The sequence below is a fragment of the Gluconobacter kondonii genome (genome assembly GCF_002723995.1).
Classification (GTDB): Bacteria; Pseudomonadota; Alphaproteobacteria; order Acetobacterales; family Acetobacteraceae; genus Gluconobacter; species Gluconobacter kondonii.
The window spans coordinates 91,178-108,264 of sequence record NZ_BEWP01000008.1 but is presented as its reverse complement, the minus strand read 5'-3'; the positions used below and the strand labels follow the sequence as shown (position 1 = coordinate 108,264).

The following is a 17,087-nucleotide window of genomic DNA, read 5'->3' as shown; positions in this document are numbered from 1 at the left end:
TCCTTCCCCACAAGGCGGATCAGGTGGGGCCTTATTGCCGTCTGCAGCGCGCGCGTCAAGCCCCGTTCACACATTGAATTATGTGATTCGCAGCAGTTTTCAGCCATTTTTGGCAATATGGTATCCCATTACCGCAACAAAAACGAGGTCCGCATTGCTCCATGTCACGACAATGGTATCCTGCGGCCACACAGAACGTTCGCGCCCGACGCCTGTGCGGGGCCGTTTCAGACAGGAACATCAACGTGAAAAAACCCTGGCTCGCGGCGAGCCTGATTTCAGTAACGGCTGTGATCGGCCTGGCCGGTGTTCACCACGAAGCCCATATGGGGCTGGTCCGCGGTCTGTCGAGCTTCCGAGCCGCCCTTCCGCCGGGAACCACATTCACTTACGGGACGGCCACACCGTCCATCCTCGCCCTCGGCGCCACCTTGACAGATATTACCCTGCGCGACGGTTCAATTACCCTGCGCGCCTCTCAGATGCGGCTGGGGCACCCCCGCTCGCTGCCAGATGGCAGGCTTTCCATCCGAGGCGTAGACGTCCGCGAACCCTTTCTTCAGACCCCGACCCAGATCATTCACGGCAGCGCACTCAGCCTGCGGAAACTGATCCTGCCGAAAGCACGAGAGGCGGCAGAAGGACATTCCCGCATCGATCTGGCGCATGTCACCCTTGCCCACGGGCAGATTGAGCAGCTTTCGATCCAGAATCTCGCGCAGTCCTCGCCCCCCGCCCCCGTGAACGTTCACAGTCTCTTCACCCGACGCCTGATAGTGGACAATTACGGACCGGCCCTGCTCACAACCCTGCGGGCCGATGCTGCAACAGTGGCTTACGAACGCACGCTTCAGGCTCCCGGTCATGATCCACAACTTGTCAGCGGTCAGGCCAGTCTGGAACGGCTCGATCTGAAACAGGTCGATCTCGCAGCACAGGTCGCAGCGCTCTGGGATCATCTTCCTCTCCCATCGCAGATAGCGCCCCCTCAGAGCTTTGCCGCCCATAATTTCAGACTGAACATGACATCCGGCCTGTTCCGGCTGGACGATCTGCACGGGACGGGCGCTCTGGAAAACCAGATCGCGACAGTGACGCAGGATCTGAAAGGCTTTCACTTCCAGAGCGACGAAAAACTGCCCTTTCACATCAATGGTGCGGGCTCGACCGCGCATTATGTGCAGGTCTCAAACCTCGCGGATCACACGTCCCGAACCAATGCCACCCTCGCAGTTCCAGGTTTCATGACCCTCACCGCCGATGCGCGCACCATCCAGACAGACTTCACAGAAAGACATCCGTCGCAACAGCAGTTGCTTCAGTCCACAGCTCTGCAGAACGTCACGATCTCCCTGCAGGGAGATCGGCTTCTTGATGCCGGTTTCCTTCTTGCCGCACGACAGATCGGAAATGGCACCACCGCAGAGCAGATCCGCGAGCGGACCGCACAGATCCTACAGGCAGGCCTTTCCGCCAACCCAGCTCTCGCAGCAATTCCAGATTATGTGGAACATCCCACAGGGCGCACTCTGACGGTCACTTATGCTTCCGCAACGCCGATGTCCCTGACGGCACTCAATGCGGCCATGTCTTCGCCCGCTGCAATGCTGACGTTCCTCGCCTCCCCCGATCTGAAGGCTTTTGCACAATGACGCCCGAAGATATCACGCATCACACAGCGCCGATCAGTGGCCCGGTCTGCATCATCGGCGCCAGCGGACGCTCAGGAGCAGCCCTGTGCCGTGCACTTCTGGCGCAAGAGCAGAAGATCATTGCTGTCGTCCGCAGTCAGGGCAATCTAGCGCCGGATATCGCACAGGCCTGTCAGGCCGTTCGGATTGCCGATCTGACGGACCCCGCCACGCTGCCGCTGGCCTTCGAAGATGCCGCAATTGTCGTGAATACGGCCCATGCGCGCCACCTGCCCGTCATCCTCGCAGCCACGACAGCGCCCATCGTCGCTCTGGGCAGTACGCGCAAATTCACGAACTGGCCGGACGATCACGGACGTGGCGTTCTGGCCGGTGAGGCCGCGCTTGAGGCAGATGGCCGCCCTTCGATTCTTCTGCATCCAACCATGATCTATGGCGCTCAAGGCGAAGACAACGTGCAGCGGTTGGCCAAGCTGCTGGAACGTCTGCCGGTCATTCCGCTGCCCGGCGGAGGGCGCGCGCTCGTGCAGCCCATTGATCAGCGCGACGTAACACGCTGCGTGGTCGCGGCCATCCGCCTCATTCAGAACGGAAACGTCTCAGGCCCCGAGAGTATCGTCATCGCAGGCCCGACCGCCGTAGCTTACCGGACCTTTGTTCGCATGGTTCTGTATTTTGCGGAGCTTGGCGGACGCCCCATCATCTCGCTGCCGGGATGGATGCTCATGGCGCTGTCTCATGTCACGCGCCATATCCGCAGGCTGCCCCAGATTGCCCCGGAAGAAATCCGTAGGCTTCTGGAAGACAAGAATTTCGATATTGGCCCGATGGAACATCGTTTGGGAGTGACGCCCATCCCGCTTGCCAACGGGCTTCACCATCTGTTCGGGCGCCGTTCCACCGAGAAACGCAAACCCTGATCTTCAACAGATCAGGGTTTACGGCCTGCCTCAGTTGCGGGCGTAAACGTCTTCGATACGCACGATATCGTCTTCGCCCAGATAGGGTCCGGATTGGACTTCGATGAGCGTCAGCGGAATGCGACCCGGATTCTCAAGACGGTGCACGCAGCCCAGCGGCAGATAGACGCTCTCGTTCTCACGAACCATGATCTGGTCCGTATCGCGCGTCACAAGCGCCGTCCCGCCAACGACGACCCAGTGCTCCGCACGATGGAAGTGCTTCTGCAGCGAGAGCTTCTGTCCCGGCTCGACCACGATCCGCTTGACCTGGAAACGGTCCGCCTGAATCAGGCTCTCATAGAAGCCCCACGGGCGATACATGCGGTTATGCGCCACCGCTTCCTTGCGGCCCGCCTTCTTCAGACGGTTAACCATGTGCTTGACGTCCTGCGCGCGGTCACGATGCGAGACCATGACAGCATCCTGCGTCACAACGACGACCAGATCTTCAACGCCAGTGACCGTGGCAACGATTCCGTCCGACCGGACGTAACAGTTCTTGGCACCATCAAGGAAAACATCCCCGAACGTGGCATTGCCCGCATCGTCCTTGGAAGACAGATCCCAGAGCGCATCCCAGCTTCCGATATCCGACCATCCGAACGTACCCGGCACCACTGCCGCACGCTTGGTACGCTCGGCGACGGCGTAATCCACGGAGATATCCGGAGCCTGACGGAAGCTCGCATCATCCAGCCGGTCAAAATCCAGATCGCTGTGACGGGCCTGAACGGCCTGTCCGACATGCTCATAGATGTCCGGCTCGAACGTCTTGATTTCGGAGAGGAAAACACTAGCCTGCGTCACGAACATGCCGGAATTCCACAGATACCGGCCATCACGGAAGAAAGCCTCTGCGGTCGCGGCATCCGGCTTCTCGACAAAGCGCGACACTTCAAACACACCATCCAGGCCCGGAATAGGCGCGCCGCTCTCAATATAGCCATAGCCGGTTTCAACGCGCGTCGGCTTCATGCCGAATGTCACGATCCGCCCTTGGGCTGCCGCTGAGACTGCATGCTCAAGAGAAGCGTAAAGCGCGGCTTCGTCGGTAATCGCGGCGTCGGCGGCCATGATCCACAAAATGGCGTCTGGGTCAGTCTCGGCCACAAGGAACGCCGCCGCCGCGATTGCAGGCGCGGAGTTGCGTCCAACGGGTTCGAGCATGATCCGGGCATTATCGACGCCCACATCCCGCAACTGTTCCGCCACGATAAAGCGATGCTCGGAATTACAGATCACGATCGGTGCCGAGAGTTCCGCACGGACACCGCGCAGAGCGGTTTCCTGAATCAGAGTCCGTTCCGTCAGGAGAGGCCAGAACTGTTTGGGATAGCTGCTGCGCGACACTGGCCAGAGGCGGCTGCCTGATCCACCGGAGAGAATGACTGGAACAATCTTCTGAGACATAAGGGGGCTCACGCTTTTTCATCCAGGAGATGGGGGCCATACAGCCTACCCGAATGACGCGCACCATACATGAAGACGGCAACCTCTCCAATTTTACTTATAGATAGTTTTTAGAAAACCAATATTCACTTAATATTAATGATTTATAAAGCAGGAAAAACGATCCCTGAAATCTGAAACTCTTGACTGTCGACAGCAGCAGATTTTCTTATTTTCATACGGAAAACAGCTTTATCTGCGGAGAAACCAGCCCATGAAACAGAACATTTTCTCCTCGGGTATTCTACTGGCACTTCTCGGATATGCCGCCTTTGCCATCAGCGATGCCTGCTCAAAAGGGCTTGCGGGGCATCTCGATCCTTTCGAAGTCGCCTTTTCAGGCGGCGTTTTCGGCTTTCTGCTCCTGCCGTTCATCCGCAGGCCAGACGAACCCTATTCCGACATTTTCGCAACCAACCGACCGGGCATGTGGGTTCTGCGGGCTGTTTCAACATTCGTCTCGACCGCCGCCAGCGTCATGGCTTTCATGCTGCTTCCCATGCCAGAAGCGCTGTCGCTGATGTTTCTGATGCCGTTCTTCGTCACCATCATTTCCGTGACGATCCTGAAGGAAAAGGTTTCGTTCTGGACGTGGCTTTCCGTTGGAATCGGTTTTCTGGGCGTATTGATCGTCCTGCGTCCCGGCGCCCGGGCATTTCACCTCGGGCATGTCTGCGCCATCGTCGCCGCCCTCGCCAATGCCAGCAGCGTCGTGGCTTATCGACTGGCCGGGGACAAAAGCGCGCGACTTTCCCTGTTCGGATCAAGCCTTTTCGGACCGCTGATCGGCGACGGCCTTCTTATGATCACCCATGCCTCATGGCCACATGGACTGCGGGTCTGGGCCCTTCTGTTCGGATACGGTTTTCTGGCCGCTCTGGGGCAACTGTTCATGATGATGGCCACAGCCGTCGCCCCCGCGAACCGGGTCGCGCTGCCGCAATACAGCCAGATGGTCTGGGCCGTCGCGTTCAGCTACCTGCTGTTTCATCAGCCATTGGACAACTGGACATTCATGGGAATCATCGTCGTGACGCTGTCGGGCATGCTGAACTGGATCCGACAGAAACTGCGCTTCGAGCGCATGGCGCTGGAAGAACGTTGGGAGCACAGACATAAGCATCAGGCTGATACTGCAAAGCCCGGATGAATGTTCATTCAGATTTTCAGAAGAAGTGCTGGGGCGAATGACGGGGATCGAACCCGCGACAACCGGTACCACAAACCGGCGCTCTACCGACTGAGCTACATCCGCCACACAGCGACGCACTCTCTAGAGGAAGGTTGGGGCACTCGTCCAGTCTTTTGACACATTTTTTTTTCACCCTCCTGATTTTTTTTGCCTCTCCCACCCCGCGCTCCTGTCGGTTCTCCCGGCAATTCCGTCTCTTCAATCCTGAGGCCAGCCGGGTTACACTGCACGCATCATTGCCGCGCCGGGCCTGAATACGTCGCACCCCGTTCACGCCCTGCCTTCAAGGATTTTCATGACTCCCGCTCTCTATCGTCGCCAGTGGGCACAGAACCCTCTGCGCGAAGTGCTGGCCGGAATGGTTGGAACCTTTGCCCTTATTCCCGAGGTCATTGCCTTTTCCTATATCGCTGGGGTCTCCCCCGCGGTCTCGCTGTTCGCGTCATTCGTCATTTCCGTTTCAATCGCCATTTTCGGCGGCCGTCCGGGGATGATCTCGGGTGCTGCCGGATCTGTTGCTCTGGTGGCCGCACCACTGGTTCATGCCCATGGCGTTCAGGCCATGCTGCTTGCCACACTGGCTGCCGGTGGGCTTCAGGTCCTGTTCGGCCTGCTGCGGCTTCAGGCCGTCATGCGGTTCGTTCCGGCAGAAGTTCGGACCGGCTTTGTCAACGCTCTGGCCATCATGATTTTTGCCGCACAGGTGCCGCAGATGCTGGGGGTAAGCTGGCACACCTATGCGCTGATCACGCTGGGTCTTGTCATTATCTATCTGTTGCCCCGCCTGTCGGATGCCATTCCCTCTCCGCTGATCTGCATCGTGGTTCTCACTGCCATCACGATGTTTTATCCGATGCCGGTTCATACCGTCTCCGATCTCGGCGACCTCCCGACCGGTCTTCCCAGCCTGACCTTCCCGCATATCGCGCTGAACTGGGCCACATGGTCCGTTGTGCTGCCCTATGCGCTGGCTATGGCCGCTGTGGGCCTGCTGGAATCCATGATGACGGCCTCCGTCGTGGATGACATCACCGATACCCACGGCGACCAGCGCATGGAATGCACGGGCCTCGGGATTTCAAATATTCTCGTCGGCGCCTTCGGTGGCATCGCGGGCTGTGGCATGATTGGCCAGACCGTTGGCAATCTGCGCTATGGCGGACGCGGGCGTCTGTCCACTTTCACAGCAGGCGCGTTCCTGCTGGCCCTCATGGTTCTGCTGCACCGCTGGGTCGGGCAGGTTCCGATGGCCGCTCTTGTCGCCATCATGATCATGGTTTCCGCCAGCACATTCTCCTGGGGGAGCCTGCGCGATCTGGCACGCCATCCGCGCCTCTCCAGCCTGACCATGCTCGTCACCGTGGCCGTAGTCGTCATGACCCACGATCTGGCCGCGGGCGTCGCGGTTGGCGTCATGCTTTCGGGCGTGTTCTTCGCCTGGCACGCCGCGAGCCTGCTGCGCGTCACGGAAAAGCGTTCCGGCGATGTGCTGACATATAGCGCGTCCGGTCAGGTTTTCTTCGCATCCGCCGACAGCCTCTCCGATGCGATCGACTACCATACCGATGCCTCTCGTGTTGTTCTGGACCTGACCGAGGCCCGTCTGTGGGACATCACGTCCGTTCAGGTTCTGGAAAAAATTATCGGCAAACTGCGGGCGCGCGGTCGTACTGTCGAAGTTATGGGGCTGCATCCCGAACGACATGGCATTCTGGCAAGCCAGTCGAACGAAGCCCTGCTCGCGCTGTAAAAGACGATCCGGGCGGGGCAGATTGGAGATGAATTCCGTCCAATCTTTAATGTGGCCGTAATCTGGCCCCATACCCCTGCCCACGCTCTGACGGTAAGAAGAGATTATGGAGCCGCCCCAACCCTCCCCATCAGCTTTAACGCGAAAGATTTCCCGCGATCATCGCGTGGATGCCCTGCGCGGTCTCGCGCTGCTGATGATGCTGGTGGACCATGTTCCGGATGATCTGCTCAATCGCATCACGATCCGCAATTTCGGGTTTGCCGATGCCGCCGAGATTTTCGTCATGCTGGCGGGTTACGCCTCCTATCTGGCCTATGGACGCCTGATCGACCGCGAAGGCTGGAAAACCGGGATTCACCGTATTCTGGCCCGCTGCCTGAAGCTGTACCTGTACCAGACCGGCATGACGCTGGTGTTCGTCTGGACGGTTCGGCAGTGGCGGCACTATCAGCCTCTACCCGAATACACGATCGAGCCCCAACTCGCGCACGGCTATAGCTGGCTGTGGCGTATCCTGACGTTCGATGCGCTGCCCAGCTATCTGAACATCCTGCCGCTTTATGTGGTGCTTCTGGCGCTGTTTCCGCTGATTTACTGGATTCTCAAGCGCAGCCTGTGGCTGCTTGTTGCGCTCAGCGTCGGTATCTGGGCCATCGCCAATCTGGACCCGCACCTCACCATTCCCAACTGGCTCGATCCCAGTGGATGGTATCTCAATCCGTTCGGCTGGCAGTTTCTCTATATTCTCGGGATTCTGGGAGCTGTCTGGGCCTCGAAAAACAACGGCGATCTGCCGTATCGTCCTTGGGCCAAGGCTCTGTGTCTGGCCTATCTCATCGGCGCGTTCGTAGTCTGCTTCCCTTACGAATACTGGCACGTCCCGTTTCTGCGGATTTTTCCGGCGCCACCCAATACCGGCAAATCCACGCTAGCCATCTGGCGACTGCTGGACATCATGGCGATTTTCTATCTGGTGCAGTCTTCGGCTGCCCTGCGTCGCATTTCCGCCGACCGGATCGGCCAGAGCCTTGCCCTGCTTGGACGGAACTCGCTGGAAGTCTTCGCCTGCAGCACGGTGCTAGACCTACTGGGACGGCTGATGTTCGCCAGCTTCGGCATCAATCTGTGGGAACAGCTTGTGATGAATGTGGTCGGCCTCGGCCTGACCTACGCGCTGGCCATACCGCTGGACCGTGTCCGCCAGCGCGCCAGAGCCGCCCGCGCCTCTTCGCGCAGCGCGGCTCTGGCGACACCGACGTCCGAGTAGAAAAACTCAGGCGTCCGGCTGCACGATCCGGTCTGGATGAAGCAGCTCGAAACGTTCCAGATCCGCCGAGAACAGACGGACCTGCACATCGATTCCGTCTTCCCAGTCTGTCCGGCCAACCACTTCACCATGCTGGTACAGCCAGGCCAGCGCCGCGCCGTCCGTGATCGGCAAACGGACATCGACGGATTTCATGGATCGCGTCAGATACTGGTCCAGAACCTCGAAGAGGTCCGGCAGACCCTCGCCTGTGATGGCGGAAATCGCGACCGCATTCTCACGCTTCGGAACAGCCTCGACACCGCCCACCAGATCGGCCTTGTTCAGAACCTCGATCGTGCGGTCCGACCAGTGTGAGTCCAGCACCCCGTCCCGCACCATGCCGTCCAGCACGTTCAAGACGTCCGCCCGCTGGGCCACGCTGTCAGGATGCGAAATATCGCGCACATGCAGGATCACATCCGCCTGCGCCACTTCTTCAAGCGTCGCCCGGAAGGCAGCGATCAGTTCGGTTGGGAGTTCGCTGATGAACCCCACCGTGTCGGACAGGATCACATTGCGCCCTGACGGCAGACGCATACCGCGCATGGTTGGGTCCAGCGTGGCGAAAAGCTGGTCCTGCGCATGAACGGACGCCCCGGTCAGGGCATTGAACAGCGTGGACTTGCCCGCATTGGTGTAGCCGACGAGGGCCACGACCGGAAACGGTACGCGCTTGCGGGATTCACGATGCAGGCCGCGCGTCCGGCGTACCTGTTCCAGTTCCTTTCGGATCTTGCCGATCCGCTCGGCCAGCATCCGGCGGTCGGCTTCCATCTGCGTCTCACCCGGACCGCCAAGGAAGCCGAAGCCACCCCGCTGACGCTCAAGATGTGTCCATAGCCGCACAAGGCGCGAACGCTGGTATTCCAGATGGGCCAGTTCGACCTGCAACACACCTTCACGGGTGGCGGCACGCGCGCCGAAAATATCAAGAATCAGTCCTGTCCGGTCCACGACCTTGCAGGCCAGCGCCTTTTCAAGATTGCGCTGCTGACCCGGTGACAGCCGCGCGTCAATCACGACCACATCCACGTCGTCGAGCTTCACCGCTTCGGCAAGCTGCTCGACCTGACCGCTGCCCAGCAGGGTTGCCGGACGGCGCGCGCGCAGCAGGATCGCGGCCTGACGCACCACAACAAGTCCGATCGACGCCGTCAGACCGACAGCTTCCTCAAGCCGTGCATCGGCCGCACGGATTTCTTCCTGCGGCCCCGATTTTTCCCACGGCAGAATGACGGCGGCGCGTGTTGCGGGTTTTTTGGTCTCGAAACCGCTCAAAGTTCTTCTTCCACAAAATTCATCGCCGTGACCGGCATGATCGTGCTGACGGCATGTTTGTAAACAAGCTGCACATGGCCATCCCGCCGCAGCAACAGGGTCTGCGCATCCGACTGGGCCAGGATTCCCTGAAGCTTCACGCCATTGACCAGAAAGACCGTCACGGAAGCTTCCGTCCGGCGCAGATGATCGAGGAAGGCCTCCTGAACGGCACGAGGGCCGGCAGGAGAGGAATGTTCTGAAGTCACGCTGTTATCAGTCGACAGAGGAAAGAGAAGGAAAACCGGCAAGCCACTTCAGCCACTCACCGGCGTGGATGACGCGGGCGCGCGGTCTTCATTGGTTGTCACGCCAAGCTGCTTGAGTTTGCGATGCAGCGCACTGCGCTCCATGCAGACAAAGCTGGCCGTACGGCTGATATTACCGCCAAAGCGCATGAGCTGCACCTGAAGATACTGCGTTTCGAACAGATCCCGTGCCTCACGCAGCGGCAAACTCATGACATCCGCACCAGAATTGAGGCGTGTCATGGACGGCGCGCCCTGACTGATGGTGGAGGGCAGCATGTCCGCACGGATCGGATCGTTGCCCGTCCCCGGCATCATGATCAGCAACCGCTCCATCAGGTTGCGCAACTCCCGCACATTTCCCGGCCATTCATAGGATTGCAGCGCCGCAAGCGCGTCCACCGACAGTTCTCGCACCGGCAGGCCCGAAGACTCGGCGCAGCGGTCAAGGAAGTGCCGGGCAAGACCCGGAATGTCTTCGCGCCGTTCGCGCAGGGACGGAATCCGCAGCGGCACGACCGCAAGGCGGTAATACAGGTCTTCCCGGAACCGGTGTGCGGCAATCTCGGACTGAAGATCGCGGTTGGTGGTGGCGATGACGCGAATATCCACTTTCACCCGCGTATTGCCGCCCAGACGCTCGAAGGTCTGATCCTGAAGCGCGCGGACGATCTTGCCCTGCGTTTCAGGCGGCATATCCGCGACTTCATCAAGCAGGAGCGTCCCGCGATGGGCACGCTCCAGCACACCGCGACGCATCGGCTGACCGTCTTCGCCCTCAAGGCCAAACAGCTCTTCTTCGAAGCGGTTGGGTGCGAGCGTCGCACAGTTCAGGGCGATGAACGGGCCTTCCGCACGACGGGAGCGCGCATGGATCATCCGCGCTGCCACTTCCTTGCCTGCCCCGGCCGGACCGCTGATTAGCACACGGGAATTGGTGGGGGCGACACGTTCGATCTGGGCACGGATGGCCGAGATGACAGCACCATCTCCCGAAAGGGTCGTTTCCGGCCCTGCCCTCAGACGCAACTCGGCATTTTCCCGCCGCAGACGCGCGGCTTCCAGTGCACGCCGCACCACAACCAGAAGCCGGTCCGACTGGAACGGTTTCTCGATGAAGTCATAGGCACCCAGCTTGAGGCTCGACACCGCCGTTTCGATGGTGCCGTGGCCCGAGATCATGAGCGTCGGCAGACCGGGCTCTTCGGTCTGGAAAATCTTGAGCAGTTCGATTCCATCCAGCCGGGAGCCCTGAAGCCAGATGTCCAGAATTGCCAGCGACGGACGATGCGCGCGAAAGAGTTCGAGCGCCTGATCCGAGTTGCCGGCTGTCCGGGTTCTGTAGCCCTCATCGTTCAGAATACCCTCGATGAGGAACCGGATGTCCGGTTCGTCATCGACGATCAGGATCTCATGTTCCATCTGCTGTCCTCATAGTCTGAAGGTCCGTTTCCCCGGGGACATAGCTCTCCTGCTCCCATAACGGCAGGGACAGGGTGACGCGCGTTCCCCGCTGCCCGGATGTCGGGCCACGGGAAAGGTCTGGTTCCCGATCAGTGAGCTGAAGCATCCCGGAATGGTCCTCCATGATCTTCTTGACGATCGCAAGGCCGAGGCCGGTGCCCTTCGCCTTGTGGGTTACATAAGGCTCGGTCAGCCGGTGGCGTTCCACCGTCGGCAGGCCGATCCCGTCATCTTCTATGTCTAGCAGGACATGCCCGCCGCGAATGTGCAAGCCCACCACAATGTGTCCTATTGGCTGCACTGCCTGTCCTGCGGGCTGTCCGGAAGCATTTTCTCCCGGTTTTCCGCGGCCTGCCATGCTGATGGCATCGGCTGCATTCTGTAAAAGGTTTGTCAGTGCCTGACCAATAAGTCGCCGGTCACACCGCACAATCGGCCCTGACGGCGGCAGTCCGCTCGTCTCGAACACGATTTCGGGATGGGCATTTCTCTGCAACACCAGCGCCTCCCGACACAACCGCGAGAAATCCTCCGGCTGCATGACGGGCTGTGGCATCCGCGCAAAGGCGGAGAACTCGTCAACCATCCGCCCGATATCGCCGACCTGCCGCACGATCGTATCGACAAGCTGCGTATAGGTCTCTGGATCGGAGTGGATTTCCTTGCGGAAGCGCCGTTTCAGACGCTCTGCCGCCAGTTGGATCGGAGTCAGCGGATTTTTGATCTCATGCGCCACACGACGTGCCACATCGGCCCACGCAGCCTTGCGTTGGGCTGACTGAAGATCTGTGATGTCATCGAAGGTCACGACATAACCCGCAACGTCCTGACCGCGTAGTTCCGCCACGACCCGCACGAGAAGCGTGCGCCCCGCCCCCGCACCGGCGCCCTCGCCCGGCCCACCCGGACGCTGCGCGCCTTCGGTATCCACTTGAATTTCGGCGGTATGGACGCGCTCTGGCGCCATGCGGGCCGCGTCCAGCAGGGCGGAGAACTCCGGCACACGCTCCGTCAGTTTTCGGCCGATGGCGGGCTGGAGGTCGCGCTGGAGCACACTGGAGGCTGCGCGGTTCGGTAGTTCGATCACCTGCGCCCGGTCCAGCCCGATCACGCCGGCCGAAACACCCGCAAGCACGGTTTCGGTAAAGCGGCGGCGCTCGTTGATCTGGTCATAGGCCTGCATCAGTTCGGAACGCTGGCTTTCGAGCTGGTCTGTCATGCTGTTGAACGCACGGGACAGCCCCGTCACCTCGTCGTCCTTTTCCTGCCCCGCGTCTTCCGGAACTGGAACCCGAACGCCCAGATCGCCTTTGGAAATCCGCTGGGCGGCCAGAATGAGAAGCCCCAGCGGGTTGGCGATCCGGTTGGCCAGCGCCAGACCCGTCAGCATTCCCACCGCCAAAACCAGCAGGCCCATGAGCGCGAAAATGACTGCAAACAGAACCTGGGTCTTGCCACGATTGGCAATCAGCCGCTGATAATCCGCAACCAGAGTATCCGTCCGGCGCATGTGCTCCACCACATCCGGATCGACCGGACGGGTAATGACCAGCATGAGCCCGGAATTGCCACCCAGCGCCACCACGGCCCGCACCTTGCGCTGATCCGGGCGATCAAGGATTACGGCCTCACCATGCCGGGCCAGTTCCACAACCGATTTCGGCGGAAGTGGCGGGGCCGTGGACATATCCGCGTCGCTGCCCAGAAGGCCACCGACGGCCAGAACTTTGGAGGTCAGGGGATCGAAGACCTCCGCATCCGTCAGGCCGCGTTCCGTGACTTCGTCGTCCAGAAATTCCTGAAGGCGCGCCGGGTCGTGGAAAAGATCAGTCCCGCGAGAGAAAAGCTCGTCGTTCTGGACCGTGATCAGCGTGTTTGCGAGGGCGAAGGCTTCGGTCCGAGCGTTGTCGTTATGCTCCTGCAGATAGCCGACCGCGACCGATCGTGCCTCCGTCAGGGCATCGTTCACACGGTTGGAGAACCAGATTTCCACGCCATAGTGAAAGAACAGCGTTGCGACTGCCCCCACGACGATGGTCGGGGCGACCGCCACAATGCCGAACAGTGTAATAAGCCGCACATGCAGACGCGCGCCCGCCAGACCAAGCCTGCGTTCGGCCACCATCCGCCCGATCTGCACCACGGCCGCCGCCGCAATCAGCATAAGCGTGATGAAATCGAGCAGGAACACGATTGCCTGAACCTGCGGGCGGTGCGCCAGAGACATGCCACCTGACAGTACGACGAACGTCGCGAAGGCCAGTACGAGCGCCAGAACTGTCAGAAGAACCGCCCCATTGGCACTGGTCAGCCTTGCAAACAGGCGCCTCAGGGAAGGGAATTTCACTCGTCGATGCCTTTCGGGATCGTGATGTCCAGTTCGCGGATACGTTTGCGCAGGGTGTTGCGGTTCACTCCCAGAATGGAAGCGGCCCGAAGCTGGTTGCCGCAGGTCCGGCGCAGAACCATTGTAATCAACGGTCGCTCGACTTCACCCACCACACAGGCATGCAGATCGCCCGCGCCGTTTTCCAGATCACCTTCAAGATATTCGGACAAAGGCCGTTCCAGCGCCCGTTCCAGTCCGCGAGGACGCGCCGTGCCCGTACCTGCCGCCAGACGGCAGACCGCGCCGATGCGTTCAGGCCCCATCCGCTGCGCCGACGGCAGCGCCGACAACCACTGGTGCAGCCCTGCCGCCAGTCCCCCCTGTCGCAGAAGCAGGAGCGGATCGTGACGGCTTCCGGCGATGACGCGCAGATCCGTCTGTGCAAGACACTCCACGAACCGGTCCTGCATCTTGGGACACAGACAGTCGATTTCATCCAGCAGAAGGGTTCCGCCCTGAGCCTGCTGGATCCAGCCCGCCTCGGCGCTTCCAAACAGTGCCGCCTCACGCAAGGCGCGCGGAGTGGCGGTCAGAGCCGCAACCACGAAAGGATGCTGCGCGCGCGGGCTGTGACCGTGCAGCCTGCGGGCCATGTCCTGCCGGTCCAGCCGGGAGGCTCCGTAAAGGAAAACCGGATGACAGCCCTGCTCGACCAGACCGGACACGGACACTTCCGTCATGAACGACGCATGATATCAGGCCGCCTCACGCGTGCCATCGCGGCTCAGACTGCCTGCCGGTCCGGCTTCGCGGTTCCGCACAACACCGGCTTCGATATGACGGCCATAGAAGCCTTCGAGCAATGCGATGGCTTCAGCAGCATTATCCACATTATTGATCGTGGAGCGGAACGTCGCAGACCCCGGCAGCCCTGCGGAATACCAGGAGACATGTTTGCGCGCGAGGCGCAGTCCCGGACGTTCGCCGAAATGGTCAAGCATCATGCGGTAATGACGAAGGGCGATCTCTTTTTCGGTCGCCAGATCCGGGTCCGGCACATCCTCGCCGGTCCGCAGGGACTGCGCCACCTGCGCCGTGAACCACGGCCGTCCGTAGCAGCCGCGCCCGATCATGACGCCATCGGCCTGAGACTGGTGCAGCGCCTCACGCGCATCGCGGATGGTGTTGATGTCGCCATTAACGATGACCGGCAGCGAGACCGCGTCCTTCACCGTTTTAACGAAACGCCAGTCCGCTATGCCGTTATAGAACATCTGCCGGGTGCGACCGTGGACCGTCACAAGCCGGATTCCGCTCTCTTCCGCAATTTTCGCCAGACGCGGCGCATTGAGGGAGTTGTGGTCCCAGCCCATACGCATCTTGAGCGTCACCGGCACATTCACGGCCCGCGCCGTGGCTTCCAGCAGCTTCCCGGCCAGAACCTCGTCGCGCATCAGTGCGGAGCCAGCCATCTGCCCGATCGCCACTTTCTTGACCGGACAGCCAAAATTGATGTCGATGAGGTTCGCCCCCCCATCGACCGAAATCTTTGCCGCCTGCGCCATGGCTTCAGGATCACACCCGGCAAGCTGGACCGCATTGGGCCCGCGCTCGGCCATCCGCGCCATGCGCATGGTGTTTTCGTTCTCACGGATCATCGCCCAGGAGGCGATCATTTCCGACACGACCAGCCCTGCTCCCAGATCGCGCGCGAGTTGGCGGAACGGCAGATCCGTCACCCCCGAGAGCGGGGCGAGGATCACCGGGTCCTCGATCACCACGCCCTGCCCCAGATCAATGGGTTTCAGAACACGGTTCGGAGGAGCGTTCTCAGACGCATCAGGCGTGATGGAAGATGAGGGAACAGTCATGGCCCATCCAATTTACCGCCCCGCTCTCGCAAGCGCAAACGCTCCTTTGAACGCAACCCGCTTCATAGCAGGGCGTTTTCGGGCTGACCGGAGTTTACGCTCTGACTTTTAACCCGTTGGGCCGATTTCTTCGCGATGTCGCTTCAGGCCGTCCTGTGTAATCACGAAACGCCCGTCAGCACGCAGTTCGGACAAACCCAGCCGCTCCAGCCGCTCCAGACAGGGCTGGTCTTTCAATCCGGTCGGACGGCCTGTGGAGGCACAGAGCAGAAGCCGGTGCAGCGTCGAACGGCAGCACGTCTCCAGATAAGGCTCGTCATAGGATTCAGAAACAGGGGCATCGGACATGAGTTCGCGTCTATCGTGTCCCTGCGTTACCGCCAAGATAAAACGCCATCAGACATCGCCCAAAGCTGTGAGGTGGATGCTTCACAGCACGGATTAGGGTATGGAAACGATTCATGATCGATCTCGGAACGCTCGTCACTCCTCTCCTGCACCGCTTCGACACCGAAACGGCGCATGAACTCGCCATTCACTCTCTCGCTCTTGGCCTCGGCGGTCAGGCGGCGAAAGACGTCCCGGCCCTCTCGACCCGCGTGCTCGGCCTGCGCTTTCCCAATCCGATCGGCCTGGCCGCCGGGTTCGACAAGGATGCCCGCGCCATTCGCCCGCTTGCAAAGCTGGGCTTCGGGCATATCGAGGCCGGAACCGTGACGCCCCGCCCCCAGCCCGGCAATCCGGGCCCGCGCCTGTTCCGGCTGGTCGAGGACGGCGCGATCATCAACCGGATGGGCTTCAACGGCTGTGGCGTGAACCGCTTCTGCCGACGTCTCGCCCGTCTACACCGTCCGATGCCCAATGGCCGGACGCGCGGCCCGATCGTTCCGCTGGGCGTGAATATCGGCATCAACAAGACCGGTTCCGACCCGCTTCGGGATTATCCGGAACTTGTGGCCCGCGTGCGGCCGTATGCCGACTACATTACGATGAATCTGTCGTCGCCCAACACGCCGGGTCTGCGGGATCTTCAGTCGGCGGCGATGCTGAAAGAGCTGCTAACAGCGATCAACACGCGCAATCCCGAACGGCCACCGCTTCTGGTCAAGCTCGCGCCGGATCTGGATGACAGTTCCTACGAACCGATCCTTGAAGCGGCTATCGAAGGTGGTGCGCAGGGCCTGATCCTGACCAACACGACCATCGCCCGCCCCGGCACCCTGCGCGATCCGGCAGCCCGCGAAACCGGCGGCCTGTCCGGACGCCCTCTGGCGGCCCGTTCGCGGGATGTGTTGCGGATCGTCTCGGGGCTGAACAAGGGTCGACTGGCGCTGATTTCCTGTGGCGGCATTGAAACCGGCGAGGACATTCTGGCCCGCATCCGCATGGGCGCGGACATGGTGCAGATCTATTCCTCCTTCGTGCTTCAGGGCCCCGGCATCCTGAGCCGCATGAAGCAGGAACTGCTGGACGCCATGCGGCGTGACGGCTTCGAGTCGATTGCGGATGCCCATGGAGTGGACTGGAAGGACTGATCCTCC

At 60.8% G+C, this 17,087-nt stretch carries 14 protein-coding genes and 1 tRNA gene; 6 read left to right on the top strand and 9 right to left on the bottom strand.

Annotated features, from left to right (window positions below; all coding sequences use genetic code 11):
* Positions 1-245 precede the first annotated feature (245 nt).
* Together GKO01_RS10560 and GKO01_RS10555 are read left to right on the top strand one after the other, a co-directional pair.
* Complete coding sequence (locus GKO01_RS10560) at positions 246-1,652, top strand: hypothetical protein (protein ID WP_099287062.1); 1,407 nt, start codon at positions 246-248, stop codon at positions 1,650-1,652.
* On the top strand, positions 1,649-2,572 hold the full coding sequence (locus tag GKO01_RS10555; RefSeq protein WP_099287061.1) for an SDR family oxidoreductase: 924 nt from the start codon (positions 1,649-1,651) through the stop codon (positions 2,570-2,572). The genes GKO01_RS10560 and GKO01_RS10555 overlap by 4 nt, the downstream gene beginning before the upstream one ends.
* Before the next feature lie 30 nt (positions 2,573-2,602).
* Here the strand turns inward: GKO01_RS10555 and GKO01_RS10550 are convergent, their stop codons facing one another.
* The gene (locus GKO01_RS10550; protein WP_099287060.1) at positions 2,603-4,024 is read right to left on the bottom strand and encodes a mannose-1-phosphate guanylyltransferase/mannose-6-phosphate isomerase; all 1,422 of its coding nucleotides are present in this window, start codon (positions 4,022-4,024) and stop codon (positions 2,603-2,605) included.
* 253 nt (positions 4,025-4,277) lie between these two features.
* Here GKO01_RS10550 and GKO01_RS10545 point away from each other — a divergent pair, with 253 nt between their 5' ends.
* Complete coding sequence (locus tag GKO01_RS10545) at positions 4,278-5,213, top strand: DMT family transporter (protein WP_099287059.1); 936 nt, start codon at positions 4,278-4,280, stop codon at positions 5,211-5,213.
* A gap of 29 nt (positions 5,214-5,242) precedes the next feature.
* On the opposite strand, the gene GKO01_RS10540 is transcribed toward GKO01_RS10545, so the two are convergent.
* Positions 5,243-5,318: transfer RNA gene (locus GKO01_RS10540), tRNA-His, on the bottom strand.
* Between the two features lie 232 nt (positions 5,319-5,550).
* On the opposite strand from GKO01_RS10540, the gene GKO01_RS10535 reads away from it, so the two are divergent.
* Complete coding sequence (locus GKO01_RS10535) at positions 5,551-7,005, top strand: SulP family inorganic anion transporter (protein WP_099287058.1); 1,455 nt, start codon at positions 5,551-5,553, stop codon at positions 7,003-7,005.
* A gap of 106 nt (positions 7,006-7,111) precedes the next feature.
* A complete protein-coding gene (locus tag GKO01_RS10530; protein WP_099287057.1) occupies positions 7,112-8,275 on the top strand; it encodes an OpgC family protein in 1,164 nt (387 codons plus the stop codon).
* Between the two features lie 6 nt (positions 8,276-8,281).
* Here GKO01_RS10530 and hflX read toward each other — a convergent pair whose 3' ends face one another.
* The 7 genes from hflX to GKO01_RS10495 form a co-directional block, all read right to left on the bottom strand.
* The gene (gene hflX, locus GKO01_RS10525) at positions 8,282-9,595 is read right to left on the bottom strand and encodes a GTPase HflX (RefSeq protein WP_099287056.1); all 1,314 of its coding nucleotides are present in this window, start codon (positions 9,593-9,595) and stop codon (positions 8,282-8,284) included.
* On the bottom strand, positions 9,592-9,843 hold the full coding sequence (hfq, locus tag GKO01_RS10520) for an RNA chaperone Hfq (protein WP_099287103.1): 252 nt from the start codon (positions 9,841-9,843) through the stop codon (positions 9,592-9,594). The genes hflX and hfq overlap by 4 nt, the downstream gene beginning before the upstream one ends.
* Before the next feature lie 48 nt (positions 9,844-9,891).
* Complete coding sequence (gene ntrX / locus GKO01_RS10515; RefSeq protein ID WP_099287055.1) at positions 9,892-11,304, bottom strand: nitrogen assimilation response regulator NtrX; 1,413 nt, start codon at positions 11,302-11,304, stop codon at positions 9,892-9,894.
* Entirely contained in the window at positions 11,294-13,693 is a 2,400-nt protein-coding gene (locus tag GKO01_RS10510) for a sensor histidine kinase NtrY-like (RefSeq protein WP_099287054.1), read from the bottom strand. The genes ntrX and GKO01_RS10510 overlap by 11 nt, the downstream gene beginning before the upstream one ends.
* Positions 13,690-14,415, bottom strand: a complete 726-nt coding sequence (locus GKO01_RS10505; protein ID WP_099287053.1) for a sigma 54-interacting transcriptional regulator — start codon at positions 14,413-14,415, stop codon at positions 13,690-13,692. The genes GKO01_RS10510 and GKO01_RS10505 overlap by 4 nt, the downstream gene beginning before the upstream one ends.
* Before the next feature lie 15 nt (positions 14,416-14,430).
* Complete coding sequence (gene dusB, locus GKO01_RS10500) at positions 14,431-15,546, bottom strand: tRNA dihydrouridine synthase DusB (RefSeq protein WP_099287052.1); 1,116 nt, start codon at positions 15,544-15,546, stop codon at positions 14,431-14,433.
* 108 nt (positions 15,547-15,654) lie between these two features.
* Entirely contained in the window at positions 15,655-15,894 is a 240-nt protein-coding gene (locus GKO01_RS10495; RefSeq protein WP_099287051.1) for a hypothetical protein, read from the bottom strand.
* Between the two features lie 113 nt (positions 15,895-16,007).
* On the opposite strand from GKO01_RS10495, the gene GKO01_RS10490 reads away from it, so the two are divergent.
* Complete coding sequence (locus GKO01_RS10490) at positions 16,008-17,081, top strand: quinone-dependent dihydroorotate dehydrogenase (RefSeq protein ID WP_099287050.1); 1,074 nt, start codon at positions 16,008-16,010, stop codon at positions 17,079-17,081.
* Positions 17,082-17,087: the final 6 nt, after the last annotated feature.

Coding starts and splice junctions, on each gene's coding strand:
- GKO01_RS10555 (WP_099287061.1), top strand. CDS start 1,649: ATGACGCCCGAAGATATCACGCATCACACAGCGCCGATCAGTGGCCCG.
- GKO01_RS10550 (WP_099287060.1), bottom strand. CDS start 4,024: ATGTCTCAGAAGATTGTTCCAGTCATTCTCTCCGGTGGATCAGGCAGC.
- GKO01_RS10545 (WP_099287059.1), top strand. CDS start 4,278: ATGAAACAGAACATTTTCTCCTCGGGTATTCTACTGGCACTTCTCGGA.
- GKO01_RS10535 (WP_099287058.1), top strand. CDS start 5,551: ATGACTCCCGCTCTCTATCGTCGCCAGTGGGCACAGAACCCTCTGCGC.
- GKO01_RS10530 (WP_099287057.1), top strand. CDS start 7,112: ATGGAGCCGCCCCAACCCTCCCCATCAGCTTTAACGCGAAAGATTTCC.
- ntrX (WP_099287055.1), bottom strand. CDS start 11,304: ATGGAACATGAGATCCTGATCGTCGATGACGAACCGGACATCCGGTTC.
- GKO01_RS10505 (WP_099287053.1), bottom strand. CDS start 14,415: ATGACGGAAGTGTCCGTGTCCGGTCTGGTCGAGCAGGGCTGTCATCCG.
- dusB (WP_099287052.1), bottom strand. CDS start 15,546: ATGACTGTTCCCTCATCTTCCATCACGCCTGATGCGTCTGAGAACGCT.
- GKO01_RS10495 (WP_099287051.1), bottom strand. CDS start 15,894: ATGTCCGATGCCCCTGTTTCTGAATCCTATGACGAGCCTTATCTGGAG.
- GKO01_RS10490 (WP_099287050.1), top strand. CDS start 16,008: ATGATCGATCTCGGAACGCTCGTCACTCCTCTCCTGCACCGCTTCGAC.